Below are 17,681 nucleotides of genomic sequence, written 5' to 3' on the forward strand. Positions count from 1 at the left end.
GGCCGGCGGGACTGGCCAATGTGGTCGTCATGCCAGACCCCCGGGACCAAGCCATGATCGATGACCCCCAGCTGAAACGCCGCCGCCTGTCGGAGGTGCTGGAAGAGATCGCGCATGATCCCGCCCGCATCCGCATCTCCATCGCCGACCTGATCGATGCGATGGCCGGACGCGCCTTCGGGGCCTTGCTGCTGATCTTCGCGCTGCCCAACGTGCTGCCGACGCCGCCCGGAACCTCGGGCATCCTGGGCCTGCCGCTGGTGTTCCTGGCCGCGCAGCTGATGCTGGGCAAGATGCCGTGGCTGCCCGCCTTCATCGCCACGCGGTCAATGGAACGGGCGTCCTTCGCGGCGCTGGTCGGCAAGATGACCCCAATCCTGGGGCGGGCGGAGAAGCTGCTGGTGCCGCGGCTCGCCTTCATGATCTCCCCGCTCGCGCAGCGGTTCCTGGGGGCAGCGCTGCTGATTCTGGCGCTGGTGCTGGCCTTACCGATTCCCTTGGGCAACATGCTGCCCGCGCTGGCCATGACGATCATCTCGCTGGGCGTGCTGGAACGCGACGGGCTGTGGGTCATCATCGGGCTGGTGCTGGGCGCCGTGTCGCTGGTGATCGTCTGGGGCGTGATCTGGGCACTGGTCGCGGGCGCCGTCTTCCTGATCCAGAACGCGTTCTAGACGCTGCGACGGGCCCGCAAGGCGGCGCCGATGGTGCCATCGTCCAGATGGTCCAGTTCCCCGCCCACCGGAACCCCCTGCGCCAAAGACGTGACCCGCACACGCCCTTCCAGACGTTCGGCGATGTAATGGGCGGTGGTCTGGCCGTCGACGGTGGCGTTCAGGGCCAGGATCACCTCGGTTACCCCCTCATCCCCCACGCGTTCGATCAGGGCGGGAATGCGCAACTCGTCCGGGCCGATCGCGTCCAAGGCGGACAAGGTGCCGCCCAGAACGTGGTAACGGCCGCGAAAGGCCCGCCCCCGCTCCATCGCCCAAAGATCGGCGACATCCTCCACCACGCAGATCTCGCCATTGGCGCGGCGGTCGTCGCGGCAGATGTGGCACAGGTCGGAATCGCCGATATTCCCGCAGCGCACGCAGTCGCGTGCCGACAGCGCCACCTGCGCCATGGACTGCGCCAGCGGGGCCATCACCTGCCCCCGCTTCTTCAGCATGGTCAGCACCGCGCGACGCGCCGATCGCGGTCCCAAGCCCGGCAGCCGGGCCATCAGGTCGATCAGCGTCTGGATGTCGCCCGGCGCCTCGCTCATCTCAGAACGGAAGCTTCATGCCGGCGGGCAGGCCCAAGCTTTCGGTCATCTTCGCCATTTCGGCCTGATGACGATCGGCGGCGGCCTTCTGCGCGTCCTTGATGGCGGCCAGGATCAGATCCTCCGCCACTTCCTTTTCAGAGGCGACGAAGATGGACGGATCGATGTCCAGCCCCGTCAGGTCGCCTTTCACCGTGCAGCGCGCCTTGACCAGACCGGCCCCGGCTTCGCCCGTCACGATGGTACGGCCCAGTTCTTCCTGCAGCTCGGTCATCTTCACCTGAAGATCCTGCGCCTGCTTCATCATCTTGGACATGTCGCCCAAACCGTTCAACCCGAACATCTCATTCCTCCTCGAAGGGGTCCCATTCATCTTCCACTTCCGGCAGCGCCTCGGCGGCGGCATCGGCCACCGGCGCCCGGATTTCGGCGATCTGCGCGCCCGGGAAGGCCGCGAGGATCGCCTGCACGAGGGGCAGGCCCAGCGCCTGCGCCTTCGCCTCGTCCTGTTCCACCGCCTGCTGTTCGGCGATGGTGGGCTGACCGCCCGACCCGACCACCGACACGCCCCAGCGCTGGCCCGTCCAACCCTGCAACCGCTGCGCAAGGCGCGAGGCGAGATCGCGCGGGGCGGTCGGACCCGGCTCGAACTCGATCCGGCCGGGCTGGTAGCTGACAAGGCGAAGGTTGTTCTCCACCTCGTACAGCAGGGTCATGTCGCGCTTGTCGCGGATCAGGCCCACGACAGATTCGAAGGTGGCGGGCAAGGCGTTGGCCACCGTGCCGCCACCCACCGCGCGGGCCATGCGCGCCCCGCCGCCACCGCCCTGCGGCGCGGCCGGGGCCGGCGCATGCGTGGGCTGCGGCAGGGACTGGATGCGGCGGATCAGCTGTTCCGGGTCCGGCAGGTCGGCGACATGCGTCAGCCGGATGATCGCCATTTCCGCGGCCATCATGGCGTTCGGCGCGGCGGCCACCTCCTCCAAAGCCTTCAGCAGCATCTGCCAGGCGCGGGTCAGTACCCGCATCGGCAGGTTGCCCGCCATCTCCAGCCCGCGGCTGCGTTCGTCGGGAGAGGTCGTGGGATCATCCGCCGCCTCCGGCGTGATCTTGATGACGGAGATCCAGTGCGTGATCTCGGCCAGGTCGCGCAGCACGGCCATGGGATCGGCCCCATCGGCGTATTGCCCGGCCAGTTCCGACAGCGCGCCCGCCGCGTCGCCCTTCATCACCAGATCGAACAGGTCGAGCACGCGGCCCCGATCCGCCAGTCCCAGCATGGCGCGGACTTGGTCGGCCGTGGTTTCCCCGGCCCCATGGCTGATGGCCTGATCCAGAAGGCTGGTCGCGTCGCGGGCGGAGCCTTCGGCGGCGCGGGTGATCAGGGCCAGCGCATCGTCGGTGATCTGCGCGCCCTCGTTCCCGGCGATGCGTTTCAGCAGGCCGATCATCACCTCCGGCTCGATCCGCTTCAGGTCGAACCGCTGGCAACGCGACAGGACGGTGACCGGCACCTTGCGGATTTCGGTGGTGGCGAAGATGAACTTCACGTGGGCGGGCGGTTCCTCCAGCGTCTTCAGCAGCGCGTTGAACGCGCTGGTCGACAGCATGTGAACCTCGTCGATGATGTAGATCTTGTAGCGGGCCGAGGCTGCTCGGTAATGCACCGACTCCGTGATCTCCCGGATGTCGTTCACCCCGGTGCGGGACGCCGCGTCCATCTCCATCACGTCGACATGGCGGCCTTCCGCGATGGCGCGGCAGGCGTCGCAGACGCCGCAGGGGTCGGTGGTGGGGCCGCCGTTTCCGTCCGGCCCCGTGCAGTTCAGCCCCTTCGCGATGATCCGCGCCGTGGTGGTTTTCCCCGTGCCGCGGATGCCCGTCATGATGAAGGCATGCGCGATGCGGTCGGCGGCGAAGGCGTTCTTCAGCGTGCGCACCATCGCCTCCTGCCCGACAAGGTCGGCGAAGGTTTCAGGGCGGTACTTGCGGGCCAGCACCTGGTAGGCGGTGGCGGGGGCGTCGGTCATTCAAAAGTCCCGATTGGATCGTCGCCCCAAGGTAAGGACCCGGCGCGCCTTCGTCCACCCGTCACGCGGACAGCGAGGCCATGTCGATCACGAAACGATAGCGAACGTCGGACTTCTCCATCCGCTCGAACGCTTCGTTGATCTCGTCCATGCGGATCATCTCGCATTCCGGCAGGATGTCCATGCGGCCGCAGAAATCCAGCATCTCCTGCGTTTCGGTGATGCCCCCGATCAGCGAGCCCGCGACGCGGCGGCGGCCCATGATCATCGGCACCGTCATCGGTTCGTCCAGCGGACCGACCTGGCCCACAAGGCAAAGCGTGCCGTCGATGTCCAGAAGCGGCATGTAGGGGTTGATGTCATGCTTCACCGGCACCGTGTCGATGATGACGTCGAAGCCGTTCGCGGCCTCTTCCATCGCCCCTTCGTCGGCGGAGACGAGGAACGCGTGCGCGCCCAGATCCTCGGCATCACCCTGTTTCGAGGGCGAACGGGAGATGACGGTCACATGCGCGCCCAGCGCCACTGCGAGCTTGATCGCCATGTGGCCAAGGCCGCCCATGCCCACCACGCCCACGCGGCTGCCCGGCCCCACGCCGAAGGTGCGAAGGGGCGAATAGGTGGTGATCCCGGCGCACAGCAGCGGGGCGGCGCGCGACAGGTCCAGCCCGTCGGGGATGTTCAGCACGAATTCCTGACGCACCACGACGTGCTTGGAATACCCGCCCTTGGTGATGTCGCCCGTCACACGGTCGGGGCTGCCATAGGTCTGGGTCATGCCTTCGCGGCAATACTGCTCCTCGCCGCCATGGCACTGGTCGCAGTGCTGGCAGCTGTCCACCATGCAGCCCACACCGACATGATCGCCCACCAGGAAGTCGGTCACGGCCGAGCCGACCTCGGTCACGCGGCCGATGATCTCGTGCCCCGGCACGACGGGATAGGTGGAAAAGCCCCAATCGTTGCGGACGGTGTGCAGGTCGGAATGGCAGACCCCGCAATACAGGATCTCGATCGCGACATCCTCGGGCCGCAGGTCGCGGCGGTCGAAGGCCATGGGTTCCAGCGCGCTGCCAGAGGTTTTCGCGGCATAACCGAGGGTTTGCATAATCGGATCCTTCCAATGCGGGGTTGGCGGGAATCCTAGCAGGACGCGGGCCCCGAACAAGGGTGGAGGCCGATCAACATGGCGTGGGCACAACTAAGAAGCTGAAACTCCAGTCCAGTTCGGAAAATGGCACCCCGGTGCAGGGTTCGCGCGCCCTCATTCGCTTCATGAACCCTCCCAGATGTTATTGAAGGAGCGCGGGGGCCTTAAGTGGACAAGACGACCTGGTCACCTGGCTGCCCATTCAGTTGTTCCGGCAGCGTTCCCTTTGTTCCATCATCGTTCTGCATCAACCTGCAAAAGAAAGCTGCACCTTTACCGCGTTGCGGCGGTCCCTTGCGACGCCGAAGGCCGTCCCGGCATCGCCGACATCAAAGGTCGAGGTGATGATCGGACGTACATCTATGCGGCGCCGGTCGATCATGCGGACGGCCTGGGCGTATTCGCTGGTGAAACGGTGGGTCCCGGCGAACGCGATTTCCTTGCCAACGATCAGGTTCAACGGCACAGGCACATCGCCGGCCACCCCGACCGCGATGACCGCGCCCTGCGGACGCGTCACCGTGACAGCCGACCGGATCGCCGAAGGCGCGGCGGAGCATTCGAACGACAGATCGAAATGCCCCTTGCCCGCCATGAACCCGTCAAGCCCCGCAGGGTCGCTGCGCATGTTCACGGTTTCCGTGGCCCCCATGCGGCGAGTCACCTCCAGCGGGTAATCCTCCAGATCCGTGACGACGATCTGTTCCGCCCCCGCCTGGCGCAATGCCGCGGCGGTCAACGCCCCGATCGGACCCGCGCCCGTCACCAGCACGCGCTTGCCTGCAAGGCTGCCCACCATCGCCCCCGCGCGGTTCAGGGCGTGCAGGCAGACGGCCAACGGCTCGGCGCAGGCCGCTTCGGCCAGTGTGACCTCCGGGTTTTCCAGCGGCACGCATTGCGCGGCATCCACCACCATGAGATCGCGGAACCCGCCCTGTTCGTGCGGAAAGCGAAGAGCGGAACCGAAGAAGCGCATCGTCAGGCAATGCTGCTGGAGCCCCTGACGGCAATAGGTGCAGTCGTTGCAGGGCCGCGACGGATTCACGGCGACGCGGGTGCCGACGGACAACCCTTCGACCCCCTTCCCCATGTCGCGGACGGTGCCTGCGATCTCGTGCCCCAGAACGATCGGCTCCTGCACCCGGATGGGGCCGAAGCCGCCATCCAGCCAGTAATGCATGTCCGAGCCGCAGATCCCGCCCGCGCCCATGGCGATCAGGATCTCGCCCGGTCCCGGGGGGGCGACCTCGATCTCCTCGATGCGGAGGTCGTCCTTGGCGTGCAGGCGGCAGATGCGGGTCTTCATGGCGCGGCGGCTCCCATCAGGGTTGTCGGCAGCCACGTCGCGAAGGGTGGATAGTAGGACACGAGCAGCAGCACGATGATGTTGGAAATCAGGAAGGGCACGACCGCGCGGATCACCCCGGCCAGCGGCACCCGCGCGATGTTGCAGGCCACGAACAGGCAGACGCCCACGGGCGGCGTCGTCAGCCCGATCATCAGGTTCAGCACGGCGAAGGTGGCAAAGTGCAGCGGATCGATCCCGACGCTGGTCGCAAGGCCCAGAAGCGGCACGAACAGGATGATCAGCGCGGCGATGGTTTCCATGAACATGCCGATGATCAGCAGCAGGATGTTGATCAGCAGGATCACGAAGATCGGATTGTCGGTGATTGCCAGCACCGTGGTGACCAGCAGCTGCGGAATGCGCTCGGACGACAGGATCGACCCGAAGACGTTGGCAAACCCGACCAGCGCAAGGATGCCCGCCGAGGACACCGCGCTGTTGATCACGATGCGCGGCACGGCCCGGATCGGAAGTTCACGATACACGAAGGCGCCGATGATGAAGGCATAGACGCAGGCCACGACGGCGGTTTCCGTCGGGGTCGCGACGCCTGTCAGCAGCCCGCCGATGATCAGCCCGGTCATCGCCAGCGCCCAGAACGCGCTGAGAAACGCGGCGAGGAGTTCTTTCCAACCTTGCCACGGCAGGCGCGGGAAATTGCGGCGCAGGGCGATGATGTAGCAGGTGATCCCCATGCCAAGCCCCATCAGCACCCCCGGCACCGCCCCCGCGAGGAACAGCTGACCGACCGAGATGCCGGACAGCGCCCCCACGATGATCATCGGCACGCTGGGCGGCAGCATCGGCCCCACTGTGGAGGACGCCGCCGTGATCGCCGCAGCGAAATCGGCCGGATAGCCCGATTTCTTCATCCCGGGAATCATGACGCCGCCGGTGGCCGCGACATCCGCCACCGCCGTGCCCGACACGCCGCCGAACATCATGGAGTCCGCCACGTTGGCCATCGCGAGGCCACCGCGCATCCAGCCGACCAGCGCGTTCGCCAGCCGGATGATGCGTTCCGTGATGCCACCGAAGTTCATCAGGTTGCCGGCCAGGATGAAGCCGGGGATGCACAGCAGCACGAACACGTCCATGCCCGCATACATGCGCTGGGGGATGATGACGACCGGCAGACCCGCCGCAAGGATGTAGGCCAGCGAGGACAGTCCCAGACAGACCGCCACCGGAACCCCGATCGCCAGCGTGCCGAAGAAGGTCGCGACAAGCAGGAAAAGCTCCATTATTCAGGCTCCTCGACATATTGGGGGCGCCCGTCATCGGCGCCGGCCAGCATCCCGATCACGCGCAGCAGCGCGAACAGACACAGAAGAACCGACAGCATCAGGACCGAGGCGTGGATGATGTCCATCGGCCAGCGCAGGCTGGGCGATTGCTGGAACGCGCCGATCTTCGTGAACCGCCATGCGGGCCAGATCATCACCGCGCCAAGGATCGCCGTCGACGCGGCGGCCACAAGCCGCATCACCCAGGCGGCCTTTTCCGGCACGGTTTCCTGCAAAAGGTCCACGTTCACCAGTTCACCCGTCATCAGCGACAGGCCGACCCCGAAGGCCACGAGGTAGAGAAGCAGGTAGCGGGAGAGTTCCTCGGTCCAGACGGGGGATGGCAGCCCGAAGGTGCGCGTCGTGATCTGGATCATGACGACCACGATCAGCGCGAAGAACGCAAGTCCCACCACCGACCGGCAGACAAGCGCAAGCACGCGCTGCAGCAAAGCCAGAGTTTGCATCGGATGAAGTCCTTGGGCGGCGGCCGGCACGGACCGCCGGGGCTGGTATCAGTTGGCGAAAAGTTCCTCGACGACCGGGCGGATGCTTTCGTCCACCCCGTCGATGACCGCTTGCCGCGAGGCTTCGGCAAAGGCGGCCTGATCCACCTCGTGGAAGGTCATGCCCTTCTTTTCCAGATCGGCCCGGATCAACTCCTCGTCCTTCAGGAACTGCGCGCGCTCGAACTCCTGCGCGACGGCCGCGGCCTCCAGAAGATGGGCCTGATCCTCCTCGGGGATCTGCTGCCACACCTGCTCGGCCACCGTCAGATAGATCCAGCCGCGCACATGCTCGGTCAGGTTGACGTGGCTTTGCACCTCGTTGAAGGAGGCGGACTGGATCAGCGCCAGCGGGTTTTCCTGCCCCGCGATCGTGCCGTTCTGCAGCGAGGTGAACACCTCGGAGAACGCCATCGGCGTCGGCTGGGCGCCAAGCGCGCTCCACGTGTCGACGAACAGCGGGACGTTGGGCACACGCATCCGCATTCCGGCCAGATCGGCCGGGGTGGTGATCGCCTTGTTGGCCGTCAGGTTGCGCGGGCCGCGGGCGAAATAGGCGATGGGACGGACCTGCGCGCGTTCGATGATCTGCGCCTCGATCTGGTCGCCGATCTCGCCGCTGGCGACGGCGTCCATCTCCTCCAGCGAGGCGTGGGCGTAGGGGATCGCCAGCAGCGCGGCCATGGGGGCCCAGTTCTGCAGGCTTTCGCCGGTGATGGTCATTTCCACCGTGCCAAGCTGCATGCCGTTGATCAGGTCGATCTCGCGCCCGAGCGAGTCGTTGGGATAGACCTCCACAGCGATGCGGCCCTCGGTGCGTGTCGCCACCTCCTCGGCGAACAGCATCGAAGCCTTGTGCCAGGAATTGGCTTCGTTCGCGAGATGGCCCAGCTTCAGCGTCATGTCCTGCGCCGCAGCGCCCAGCGGCAGGGCGAACGCGGCGCCCGCCAGCAACATCCTCATGGTGCCCATCGAAATCATGCCCTTCTCCTCCTTGGCAGACCGACCGGCGCGGGGATTACCGCGCCGTGTTGAACAGGTCCGGACGCGCTTTCGCCACCTCCGGCATGGATCTCAGGATTTCGCGCAGATGCGCGCGCATCGCGGCCTCGGCCCCCGCGATGTCATTGCGCGTGACGGTGTCCACGATGGCGGCGTGCTGCACGATCAGCACGCGGATGTGGTCCTTCTGCACGCTCAGATACCGCACGCGGTCCATCTGGGCCTTCACGTCCTCCACCACGCGCCACGCATAGGGCTTGCCCGCCATCTCGGCGAGCGTGCGGTGGAACAGCTCGTCCAGCCGGACGAACGCCTCGTTGTCGCCGTCCGCCATCCTTTGCTGGGCGGCCATCTGGTCCTGCAACTCGCGGCGCATCGCGGCGTCGCAGGTTTCGGCCACCAGCCGCACCACGTCCGCCTCGATCGCTTCGCGCACGAAACGCGCGTCCATGACGGCGCTTTCGTTGATGCGCGTGATCATCGTGCCGCGCTGCGGACGGATCTGCACCAGCCCGGCCTCGGCCAGCTTGATGAACGCTTCGCGCACCGGCTGGCGGGACACGTCGTAGGCCTTCGCGATCTCCGTCTCGGATATGACCTCACCCGGCAGCAGTTCGGTGCGTACGATCCGGCCGCGCAGCAACTGGTAAAGCTGCGGCGCGATCGCCGAACCGGCATCGAGACTGTGGGTGACGTTCATCCGATCTCCTCTTTAGGTCGTTATCTTGCATACTTCCATACTAGTCAACTTCCGTTTATATGGATGTCATGGCTTGGGGAGAAAGCACATGCGCCAGACGTGGAGATGGTTCGGACCGCACGACCTGACATCGGTCGACGACATGCGGCAGGCGGGGGTCGAAGGTGTCGTCAGCGCGCTGCACCACATCCCGACCGGCGCCGTCTGGACCGGCGAGGAGATCGCGAAACGTCAGGCGGCCCTTGCCCCGCACCTAGCGTGGGAGGTGGTGGAAAGCCTGCCCGTGTCCGAGGACATCAAGAAGCAGAAGGGCGACTGGCGCACCCACATCGCCAACTACAAGACCAGCCTTCAGAACCTTGCGGACAAGGGGCTGGAGACGATCTGCTACAACTTCATGCCGGTGCTGGACTGGACGCGCACCGATCTTGCCTTCCGCGTTCCGCATGGCGGCACCTGCATGCGGTTCGACCTGATCGACTTTGCCGCCTTCGACATCCACATCCTGCAACGCCCCGCTGCCGCGTCCGATTTCGGCCCTGACGTGGCCACGCAGGCTGCCGAACGCTTTGCCGGCATGACGGAAGACCGCAAGCGCGAACTGGCCCGCAACGTGACCATGGGCCTGCCGGGATCGACGGAAAGCATGTCGATCCCCGACGTGCGCCGCCATCTGGCCGAATACGACAACCTCGACGCCGACCGCCTGCGCCGCCACTTCATCGACTTCCTTGAAGAGGTCGTGCCCACGGCCGAGCGCCTTGGCATGCGGCTCTGCTGTCATCCGGACGATCCGCCCTTCCCGCTTCTGGGCCTGCCGCGGATCATGTCCTCGGCCGCCGATTACCGGGCCGTGCTGGACGCGGTGGACAGCCCCGCGAACGGGATGACGCTCTGCTCCGGCTCTCTTGGTGCGCGGCCGGACAACGACCTGCCCGCGATCATGCGCGAATTCGCCCCCAAGGTGCACTTCCTGCACCTGCGCAACGTCACGCTGGAGGAACCGGGGATGCCCGCCTCCTTCCACGAGGCCGAGCATCTGGGCGGCGGCACCGACATGGTCGCCCTCATCGCCGAGGTGCTGCGCGAGGAAGCCCGCCGGAAGGCCGAAGGCCGCCGCGACCACCAGATCCCCATGCGGCCAGACCACGGTCAGGACATCATCGACGACCTGAACCGGAAGGGTCAGCCCGGCTATCCTACCATCGGGCGCCTGAAGGGGCTGGCCGAACTGCGCGGCATCATGACCGCGCTGTCGCATCCGGCGGTGACCTTCTGATGCGGGTCCGGATGCCGCATTACGACCCGGTCGCACATGGCTGCGGGATCGTCCACATCGGGACCGGCGCCTTCCACAAGGCGCATCAGGCCGTCTATACCGACACGGCGCTGGAACATGGCGGCGACTGGCGCATCACGGGCGTCAGCCTGCGCAGCGCGGACGTCGCCCGGACGCTGAACCCGCAGAACGGGCGTTATCTCCTCCTCACGCGCGACGAGGAAGGCGACAGCGCCCGCCTGATCGCCAGCATCGACCGCGTGCTGGTGGCCCCCGACGACCCCGAAGCCGTGATCGCCGCCATCGCCGATCCCGCAACGCGCATCGTGACGATCACGGTGACGGAAAAGGGCTATGGGGTGGACCGGGCGACGGGCGGGCTGGATCCGGCCCACCCCGCCATCGCGCAGGATCTGGCGGCAATGGTCCCGACCGGCCTGATCGGCTTTCTGGTCGCCGGGCTGGCGCGGCGCAAGACGCCGCTGACGATCCTCAGCTGCGACAACCTGCCCGAGAACGGGCACATCACCCGCAGGCTGGTCACCGAATTCGCCCGCCACCGCGATCCGGCGCTGGCGGACTGGATCACGAAAAACGTGCGCTTCCCGTCGTCGATGGTGGACCGGATCACCCCCGCCGCAACCGACAAGACGTTGGCCGATGCCGCCGCCCTGCTGGGTCATCCCGACGCCGCGGCCGTAGAGACGGAGCCCTTCACCCAATGGGTGATCGAGGACGACTTCGCCGCCGGTCGCCCCGCGTGGGACAAGGCGGGCGCGGTCTTCGTGGCGGACGTGGCGCCGTATGAGAAGATGAAGCTGCGCATGCTGAACGGTGCGCATTCACTGCTGGCTTATGCAGGCTTCATCGCCGGATACGACACGGTGGCCGAAGCCATGAAGGACGCGAACCTGCGCCGGATCGCGGAACGGCAGATGATCGCGGCAGCGGCGACGCTGCCCCCGGTGCCAGGGATCGATCTGGATGCCTACCGCGTGGAGTTGCTGGCCCGGTTCGCCAACAGTGCCATCGCCCACCGAACCTATCAGATCGCGATGGACGGCACGGAAAAGCTGCCACAGCGCATCATGGCCCCCATGGCCGAAAGCGACACCCCCGAAGCTTTCGCCTTCGCCCTCGCCGCATGGATGCGCTACTGCGTCGGCCGCACCGAAAGCGGAGAGACCTATGCCCTGAGGGACCCGCGTGAAGCACAGATCACGGCTGTCCTGGCCGGCGCGGAACAGGATGCCGCACGGATTCAGAAGGCGCTGTCGCCGCTTTTGCCGCCCCATGACGGCCGGATGGTCGCAGAGCCGCTGCGCCGGATGCTGAAGGATGGAATGGCTACCACGATTGCCGGCTATGGAGCGAACGCTTGAGAGACCCGGTAAGCGTTTCAACGCAGCACATCCACATGTGCTGCGACGAAAGTCCTTGCAATCTAGGGGTCTTGCTCAACCTTGCTAGCTTAGGGAAAGGTGAGAGGCTGGACAGCGACCCCTTCTATTATAAACCAATAACTTACACTGGTGTTTGTAACGATGTAACGGCTGTCGAGATGGAACAGTTTTTGAGCCGGCGACTTTTTCTGAACATCAGCACCCTTGACGGCATTCAGCGTTCTCCAGGCGCCAACCGGGAACTTGTCCGGATGCCAGCCACCCTGCGATACTCGCGTGGGGTCATTCCGGTTTCCTTCAGAAACATCCGATTGAAGTTGGACAGGTTGGTGTATCCGGCTTCAAAACATACCTCCGCATCCTTGTTTCTGCCAGTAAAGACCGTGCGCGGGAAATGCGAACCTCCCTTTGATAGCTTGAAAAGGTCATCCCCGTGAGCGCCTTGAAGCTGCGGGAGAAGGTTGAGGCATCGGCTCCCACGCGGTGGGCCGCTTCAGCCATGGTGATTGCGGGCGTTGATTGAAGAAGCTGCATCGCGTCGTTGACCCTCGCACGCGGGCCTTTCACTGAAGGGGTGTAGCTGGAAACGAAGCCGGGGCTCGCCAGCAGGCGGGCATTAGCTGACGTCGCGAACCCGCTGAGGATCTCCACAAAGAGCCCCAAGCCCTGCCCTGGTGGCGCCTGTTCAAGCGCCACCACGAGGGCTCCTATCTCAGCTGCCTCGTGCCCGGAAAGCTCAATACCCCGTTCGGACAGCGGCGCGAGAAGATGGAGCACCTGCAACTCCGCCAGCCCCTGCCGCATGAGGTTTTGCGCATCGAATTGAAGCACGTAGTCCCGCCCCGGAGCGGTCAGCCCGGGAGACACCCAGTTGTGCGGGAGGTTGCTGCCGCACATGGTGACATGGCCAGGTTCGAACGGTCCGATATAATCCCCGACATAGGCAAAGCCTCTCGCGTCGGGAATGAAATGGATTTCCCATTCGGGATGATAGTTCCAGGTGCAGAGGGGATGCGGGTAATCGTCCCGCCGGACAAGATACGAGCGATCCGGAGGCATGCGGATGTTTTCGCGTGTGGCTTGGGTGGGACGAAGCGGCGTCGGCCATTCCAGCCTGTCCGTCTTCGGCACCCTTTCCTTTGCCCTGCCCCCGGCGCGCGTATCCCCTTCCGACAATGCTCCGCGCATGCGCGACCGCCATTTCACTTCGATTACTGCCGAATAAGTATCACTTTTTCATGTCTCTGCAGCTAGTGACAGCTTTGGAAGTGGGTCAATCTCAATGTTCACATTCGGGAGAGGTCCCGGGCTCTTGGGAGGAGATCATTGTGAAGCTGACAATCGTGACCGCCAGTGTTCTGGCGGCCCTGCTGGGCACTGCCGCCTGGGCCGCGCCGGTGTGCAATGACGATCTGCGCGTGCTGGCGCAGCCGCGGGACGGCCTAACGCTTCTGGAGGAGTATGTCGACGAGTTCGAGGAGCTTTCGGGAGCCGGATTCGAGATCGACTACCTGAACGAGAACGACCGCCGCACGAAGTCGCAGGCGGACGCGTCCACGGTCGGAAGCTACAACGTCTATTACGTCGATGAGGCGAACCTGCCCCTGTTTGCTTCCTCGGACTGGATCGTGCCATTGGATGGCTTCTATCCGGCTGAATACGATTACGATGATTTCGACGCCGGCATGCGCAGTGCCGCGACCTATGACGGCAAGCAGTGGTTCGCACCCATCCAAGGCGGCGGCGATCTGATGGTGTATCGCACGGATCTTCTGGAAAAAGCCGGGATCGAGCCGCCGAAGACATGGGAAGACTACAAGGGGGCCGTGGCCGCGCTTCATGATCCGGACAACGGTGTCTACGGCGTCGCGTTGCGTGGCCAGCGCGGGTCGGGCGCCAACGTCTGGCGCTGGCTGCCCCTCTTCGCTGCCAAGGGCGGCAAGTGGGTCGATGAGGCCGGGAACTTCACGTTCAACTCAGACGCGGCCGTTCAGGCCACCGAGGAATACCTCGATCTGTTCCAGTATTCCGCACCGGGCACGCAAACGGGTTCATTCGATGAATCGACCGGCGCGTTCCGATCCGGCAAGGTCGCGCTGCTGATCGAATCGGCACCGCTTGGGGCGATGTCCAAGGACCCGTCGCAAAGCCAGGTCGTGGACACTGTGGCCTTCGCTCCCCCGCCCGAGCCGCTTCCGGGTGCGGGCTACGCCCATGGTTTCGCCATCGCCTCGCGTGCCAATGCGAACGACGAAGACAAGGCCTGTGCCGGCCTGTTCGTGGCGTGGGCGACGTCCAAGGAGCAGGAGGCGCGCCGTCTGGCCGAAGGCCAGCCCGGCGAGCTGACGCGCAAGAGCACGTTCGAGAGCCAGGAATACGTCGACACCTTCGGGGAGAACCTTTCCCAGGCGATGGCCGCCACTGGCGCCAAGACGGAGGTGCTCTTCTGGCAAGACCCGCGTTGGCAGGAACTGGGCAACGCCTGGGGTATCAAGCTGGAAGAGCTGATCACCGGCTCGCGCACCGATGTGAAGGGCGCCTTGGATGAGCTGGAAGCCTTCGCAAAGCAACTCTGAGACCTGAATACAGCCGGATGCGCTCTCTGCGCCTCCGGCTTCTTTCTCGATTCTTGCCAGACGGGTGCACAGATGCGGACGGGGCGATCACTTCCCTATGTCTTTCTTGGCCCGGCTCTGGCGGTGATGGTCATCCTCGCCGCCGTGCCGACGCTTTTTGCCATCAACATATCGCTTCAGAACCGGACGCTCAGCACACCCGCGGCCGACTATGTGTGGTTTGCCAACTATTTTCGGCTGTTCGGGGATGAGCGTTTCCTCAACGCGCTCTGGGTGTCCTTGAAGTGGGAGTTGCTGACCGTGTCGGCCACGATGGCGGTCGGCATCGGCCTTGCCATCGCCATGTTCGAAGCCGCGAGCCCGCGGTGGCGTGCGATCCTGACCATCCTGTTCATGATCCCGGTTCTTCTGCCCCGCGTGTGCGCCGCCTTCGTCTGGAAGTTCTCGTTCCACCCACTTTACGGTGCAGTGACTTGGCCCGTGCGTGCCATCACGGGTGAAACGCCGGACATTCTGGCATCCCCCGCAGGCGCGATGCTGGCGGTGGCGTTCGTCGATGTCTGGCAATGGGGGCCGCTGTTCGCCGTCATCATCTTGAAGCTGCTGGAAGCCCTGCCCCCGCAACCGATTGAGGCCGCGCGCATCGACAAGGCAAAGGGTTGGGAGATCCACCGTTACATCACCCTGCCGATGCTGAAGCTGCCGCTGATCTCCCTGCTTCTCGTGAAAGCGATCGAATCGCTGCGCTCCTTTGACCTTGTCTACGTGATGACGCGCGGCGGGCCGGGCGTCTCGACCGAAACGCTGGACATGTATGCCTATTCCCAGGGCTTCATCGAGGCGGGCAACATCTCCTATGCGTCCTCCATGGCGGTGATCATGATGGTGCTGACGGTGGTTCTGTTCACGGCCATCTGGAAAAGGTTGAACCGATGAAGATGTCCACCCTTCTTCTGCGCGCCCTGCTGGTCCTTGCCTCGCTGATCGTGGTGTTGCCACTTGTCTGGACGCTTCTGAACGCGTTCAAGACCAATGCCGACCTGCTGGTCAGCACGCCCAAGTTGTGGTTCACGCCTGTCTGGGACAACATGGACTATGTGTTGAACCGCCGGTCGGTGTCACGGGCGCTCATCAACTCGCTGGTGATCTGTTCGTCCGCCGTGGGCCTCGGGGCGCTGCTGGGGGTGCCCGCCGCCTATATGATCGCGCGCCACAAGAACCGTGTAACGCGCGAAACGCAGTTCTTCGCATTGTCGCTCCGCTTCCTGCCACCCGTTGCCGTGGCCATTCCCATGATGGTGATCTGGCTCAGCCTCGGGCTCTACGACAGCCGAACCGCCCTGATCGTGACCTACATGACGATCACTGTGTCGATCACCATCTGGCTGTCGATCCCCGCCTTCGAACGCGTGCCCATTTCGGTCGAGGAGGCGGCACGGGTGGACCAGCTTGGCCCCTATGCTACCTTTTTCCGAATCGCGCTTCCGATCGCGCGGCTGCAGATCCTGTCGGCGATCGCATTTTCGTTCATCCTCGTGTGGAACGAGTTCCTGCTGGCGATGATGCTGACCACCTCGAAGGCCAGGACGCTGCCGATCATCGCCTCCGAGATGTCCCAGCTTGGCATGAACGTGCCTTGGGGCATCCTGAACGCGGCCGTGGTGCTGTTGTCGCTGCCGCCGCTCATCCTGCTCGCGCTGATCGGCGCCGGTTTGAACTCCGCCTTTTCCAAGAAAACCACCCGGGACTGACCCATGAAAGCTTCCGTTCTTGAACGTGTCGGCGAGGCGCGCCTTCGCACCATCCTTTCCAAAGCAAGCGAGGTCCGGTGATGGCGACCGTCGAATGCCGCGATCTGTGCAAATCTTACGGGTCCCAGGAAGTCATCCGCAACTTCAACCTTTCAGTGGCGGATCATGAATTCGTGGTGTTTCTCGGGCCGTCGGGCTGCGGAAAGTCGACCATTCTGCGGATGATCGCGGGGCTGGAGGAGATCTCGGCGGGCAAGCTGATGATCGGGGGGACCTGCGTGAACGACCGCGATCCTGGTGACCGCGGCATCGCGATGGTGTTTCAGAACTACGCGCTCTATCCGCACATGACGGTGCGCGAAAACATCACTTTCGCGTTGGAACGTGCTGGCGTGAAGAAACCCGACATTGATACCCGCCTGTCCCCTGTGGTGGACTCGCTGGGGCTTGATGTCCATCTGAACCGCAAGCCCACGGAACTGTCCGGCGGGCAGCAGCAGCGCGTCGCCATCGCGCGCGCGATGATCAAGACCCCGGACGTCTTTCTGTTCGACGAACCTCTCTCCAACCTCGACGCGAAGCTTCGCGGCCATCTGCGGGTTGAGATCGCCAAGCTGCACCGGAGCCTGAGATCCACCTCGATCTATGTCACCCATGACCAGTTGGAGGCGATGACCCTGGCCGATCGTATCGTGCTGATGAACAAGGGCCAGATCGAACAGATGGGAACGCCCGAAGAGATTTATTCGCGTCCTGCCACCCTGTTCGCCGCGGGATTCATCGGCACGCCCAACATGAACTTCTTCGAACTGGAGGCAAGCGAGGGTCGGCTGCGTGATGGGGCACTGGACCTGCCGGCGCCCGCCGCTGTGCCGAGCGGCAAGGTCACGCTGGGTGTTCGCCCGGGCGCGGTGCATCTGGTGCCCGAGGGCACGCCCGACGCCATTCCCGCCATGGTCGAGCGTGATGAATTTCATGGGGAAAGCCGCCTCATTTCGCTCAGGAGCGGCGCGCACCTCTTCACGTCGGCCGTTCCGGCCACGACCCAAATACATGAAGGCGAATCGGTCTGGGCACGCTTCGACGCCTCTGCGTTGCACTTCTTTGATACCGAACGCGGCCACCGTTTATAAAGACAGGCCGCGGCTGAAGGCCAGATAATCAGGCCAGGCACTGACAAGGGACAAGGCTCAGGTCGTTGCGTTCAAAGCGGCGGCAGAGGCCGCGTGGCGTGCCACCCATTGACGTCAACTCTGTGCAGAAGCGTTTCGTATCGACCGGCTTCTGCAGGCACTAAAACGCTTGGAGACACCCAGCGTCTACCCCTCGGCATGCACCTTGCAGCCACTTCTGCTCGACATCCAAGACCTCGACGAACTCCTG

The 17,681-nt window shown here is 64.7% G+C and carries 18 protein-coding genes; 7 read left to right on the top strand and 11 right to left on the bottom strand.

All coding sequences use genetic code 11. The features are described from left to right. Positions 1-53: 53 nt before the first annotated feature. Positions 54-674 carry an exopolysaccharide biosynthesis protein gene (locus ACSHZY_RS00740; RefSeq protein WP_435164112.1) on the top strand — a complete coding sequence of 207 codons (621 nt, stop codon included), beginning with the start codon at positions 54-56 and terminating at the stop codon, positions 672-674. On the opposite strand, the gene recR is transcribed toward ACSHZY_RS00740, so the two are convergent. From recR to ACSHZY_RS00785, 9 genes are all read right to left on the bottom strand, one after another. Next, entirely contained in the window at positions 671-1,267 is a 597-nt protein-coding gene (gene recR / locus ACSHZY_RS00745) for a recombination mediator RecR (protein ID WP_435164115.1), read from the bottom strand. The two genes, ACSHZY_RS00740 and recR, sit on opposite strands and share 4 nt — an antisense overlap. 1 nt (position 1,268) lies before the next feature. After that, positions 1,269-1,610, bottom strand: coding sequence for a YbaB/EbfC family nucleoid-associated protein (locus ACSHZY_RS00750; protein WP_271972077.1), 342 nt, complete (start codon positions 1,608-1,610; stop codon positions 1,269-1,271). A 1-nt stretch (position 1,611) separates the two neighbouring features. Further along, positions 1,612-3,297, bottom strand: a complete 1,686-nt coding sequence (locus ACSHZY_RS00755) for a DNA polymerase III subunit gamma/tau (protein WP_435164118.1) — start codon at positions 3,295-3,297, stop codon at positions 1,612-1,614. A gap of 61 nt (positions 3,298-3,358) precedes the next feature. Next, on the bottom strand, positions 3,359-4,405 hold the full coding sequence (locus ACSHZY_RS00760) for an NAD(P)-dependent alcohol dehydrogenase (RefSeq protein WP_435164121.1): 1,047 nt from the start codon (positions 4,403-4,405) through the stop codon (positions 3,359-3,361). 289 nt (positions 4,406-4,694) lie between these two features. After that, the gene (locus ACSHZY_RS00765) at positions 4,695-5,753 is read right to left on the bottom strand and encodes an L-idonate 5-dehydrogenase (RefSeq protein ID WP_435164124.1); all 1,059 of its coding nucleotides are present in this window, start codon (positions 5,751-5,753) and stop codon (positions 4,695-4,697) included. Beyond that, complete coding sequence (locus ACSHZY_RS00770) at positions 5,750-7,039, bottom strand: TRAP transporter large permease (protein WP_435164127.1); 1,290 nt, start codon at positions 7,037-7,039, stop codon at positions 5,750-5,752. The genes ACSHZY_RS00765 and ACSHZY_RS00770 overlap by 4 nt, the downstream gene beginning before the upstream one ends. Then, a complete protein-coding gene (locus ACSHZY_RS00775) occupies positions 7,039-7,548 on the bottom strand; it encodes a TRAP transporter small permease (protein WP_435164130.1) in 510 nt (169 codons plus the stop codon). Before ACSHZY_RS00775 ends, ACSHZY_RS00770 begins: the two co-directional genes overlap by 1 nt. Before the next feature lie 48 nt (positions 7,549-7,596). Continuing rightward, complete coding sequence (locus tag ACSHZY_RS00780) at positions 7,597-8,550, bottom strand: TRAP transporter substrate-binding protein (protein WP_435164133.1); 954 nt, start codon at positions 8,548-8,550, stop codon at positions 7,597-7,599. Positions 8,551-8,605: 55 nt separating this feature from the next. Next, on the bottom strand, positions 8,606-9,289 hold the full coding sequence (locus ACSHZY_RS00785) for a GntR family transcriptional regulator (protein WP_435164136.1): 684 nt from the start codon (positions 9,287-9,289) through the stop codon (positions 8,606-8,608). Between the two features lie 88 nt (positions 9,290-9,377). Between ACSHZY_RS00785 and uxuA the strand changes: the two genes are divergently transcribed. Together uxuA and ACSHZY_RS00795 are read left to right on the top strand one after the other, a co-directional pair. Next, positions 9,378-10,568, top strand: coding sequence for a mannonate dehydratase (uxuA, locus tag ACSHZY_RS00790; protein WP_435164139.1), 1,191 nt, complete (start codon positions 9,378-9,380; stop codon positions 10,566-10,568). Further along, positions 10,568-11,950, top strand: a complete 1,383-nt coding sequence (locus tag ACSHZY_RS00795) for a mannitol dehydrogenase family protein (RefSeq protein WP_435164142.1) — start codon at positions 10,568-10,570, stop codon at positions 11,948-11,950. Before uxuA ends, ACSHZY_RS00795 begins: the two co-directional genes overlap by 1 nt. Before the next feature lie 235 nt (positions 11,951-12,185). Here the strand turns inward: ACSHZY_RS00795 and ACSHZY_RS00800 are convergent, their stop codons facing one another. Both ACSHZY_RS00800 and ACSHZY_RS00805 read right to left on the bottom strand, forming a co-directional pair. Further along, positions 12,186-12,296, bottom strand: a complete 111-nt coding sequence (locus ACSHZY_RS00800; RefSeq protein ID WP_435165419.1) for a hypothetical protein — start codon at positions 12,294-12,296, stop codon at positions 12,186-12,188. Next, positions 12,269-13,102: an AraC family transcriptional regulator gene (locus tag ACSHZY_RS00805; RefSeq protein WP_435164145.1), complete on the bottom strand. Its 834-nt coding sequence runs from the start codon at positions 13,100-13,102 to the stop codon at positions 12,269-12,271. The genes ACSHZY_RS00800 and ACSHZY_RS00805 overlap by 28 nt, the downstream gene beginning before the upstream one ends. Positions 13,103-13,299: 197 nt before the next feature. Between ACSHZY_RS00805 and ACSHZY_RS00810 the strand changes: the two genes are divergently transcribed. From ACSHZY_RS00810 to ACSHZY_RS00825, 4 genes are all read left to right on the top strand, one after another. Beyond that, the gene (locus ACSHZY_RS00810; protein ID WP_435164148.1) at positions 13,300-14,547 is read left to right on the top strand and encodes an ABC transporter substrate-binding protein; all 1,248 of its coding nucleotides are present in this window, start codon (positions 13,300-13,302) and stop codon (positions 14,545-14,547) included. A gap of 72 nt (positions 14,548-14,619) precedes the next feature. Continuing rightward, positions 14,620-15,483 (top strand): carbohydrate ABC transporter permease, encoded by an 864-nt coding sequence (locus ACSHZY_RS00815; RefSeq protein ID WP_435164150.1) that lies wholly within the window; start codon positions 14,620-14,622, stop codon positions 15,481-15,483. After that, a complete protein-coding gene (locus ACSHZY_RS00820; protein WP_435164153.1) occupies positions 15,480-16,298 on the top strand; it encodes a carbohydrate ABC transporter permease in 819 nt (272 codons plus the stop codon). Before ACSHZY_RS00815 ends, ACSHZY_RS00820 begins: the two co-directional genes overlap by 4 nt. Before the next feature lie 80 nt (positions 16,299-16,378). Further along, complete coding sequence (locus ACSHZY_RS00825; RefSeq protein ID WP_435164155.1) at positions 16,379-17,431, top strand: ABC transporter ATP-binding protein; 1,053 nt, start codon at positions 16,379-16,381, stop codon at positions 17,429-17,431. The last annotated feature ends 250 nt before the right edge of the window (positions 17,432-17,681 follow it).

Source organism: Falsirhodobacter sp. 1013 (assembly GCF_051195255.1).
GTDB lineage: Bacteria > Pseudomonadota > Alphaproteobacteria > Rhodobacterales > Rhodobacteraceae > Falsirhodobacter.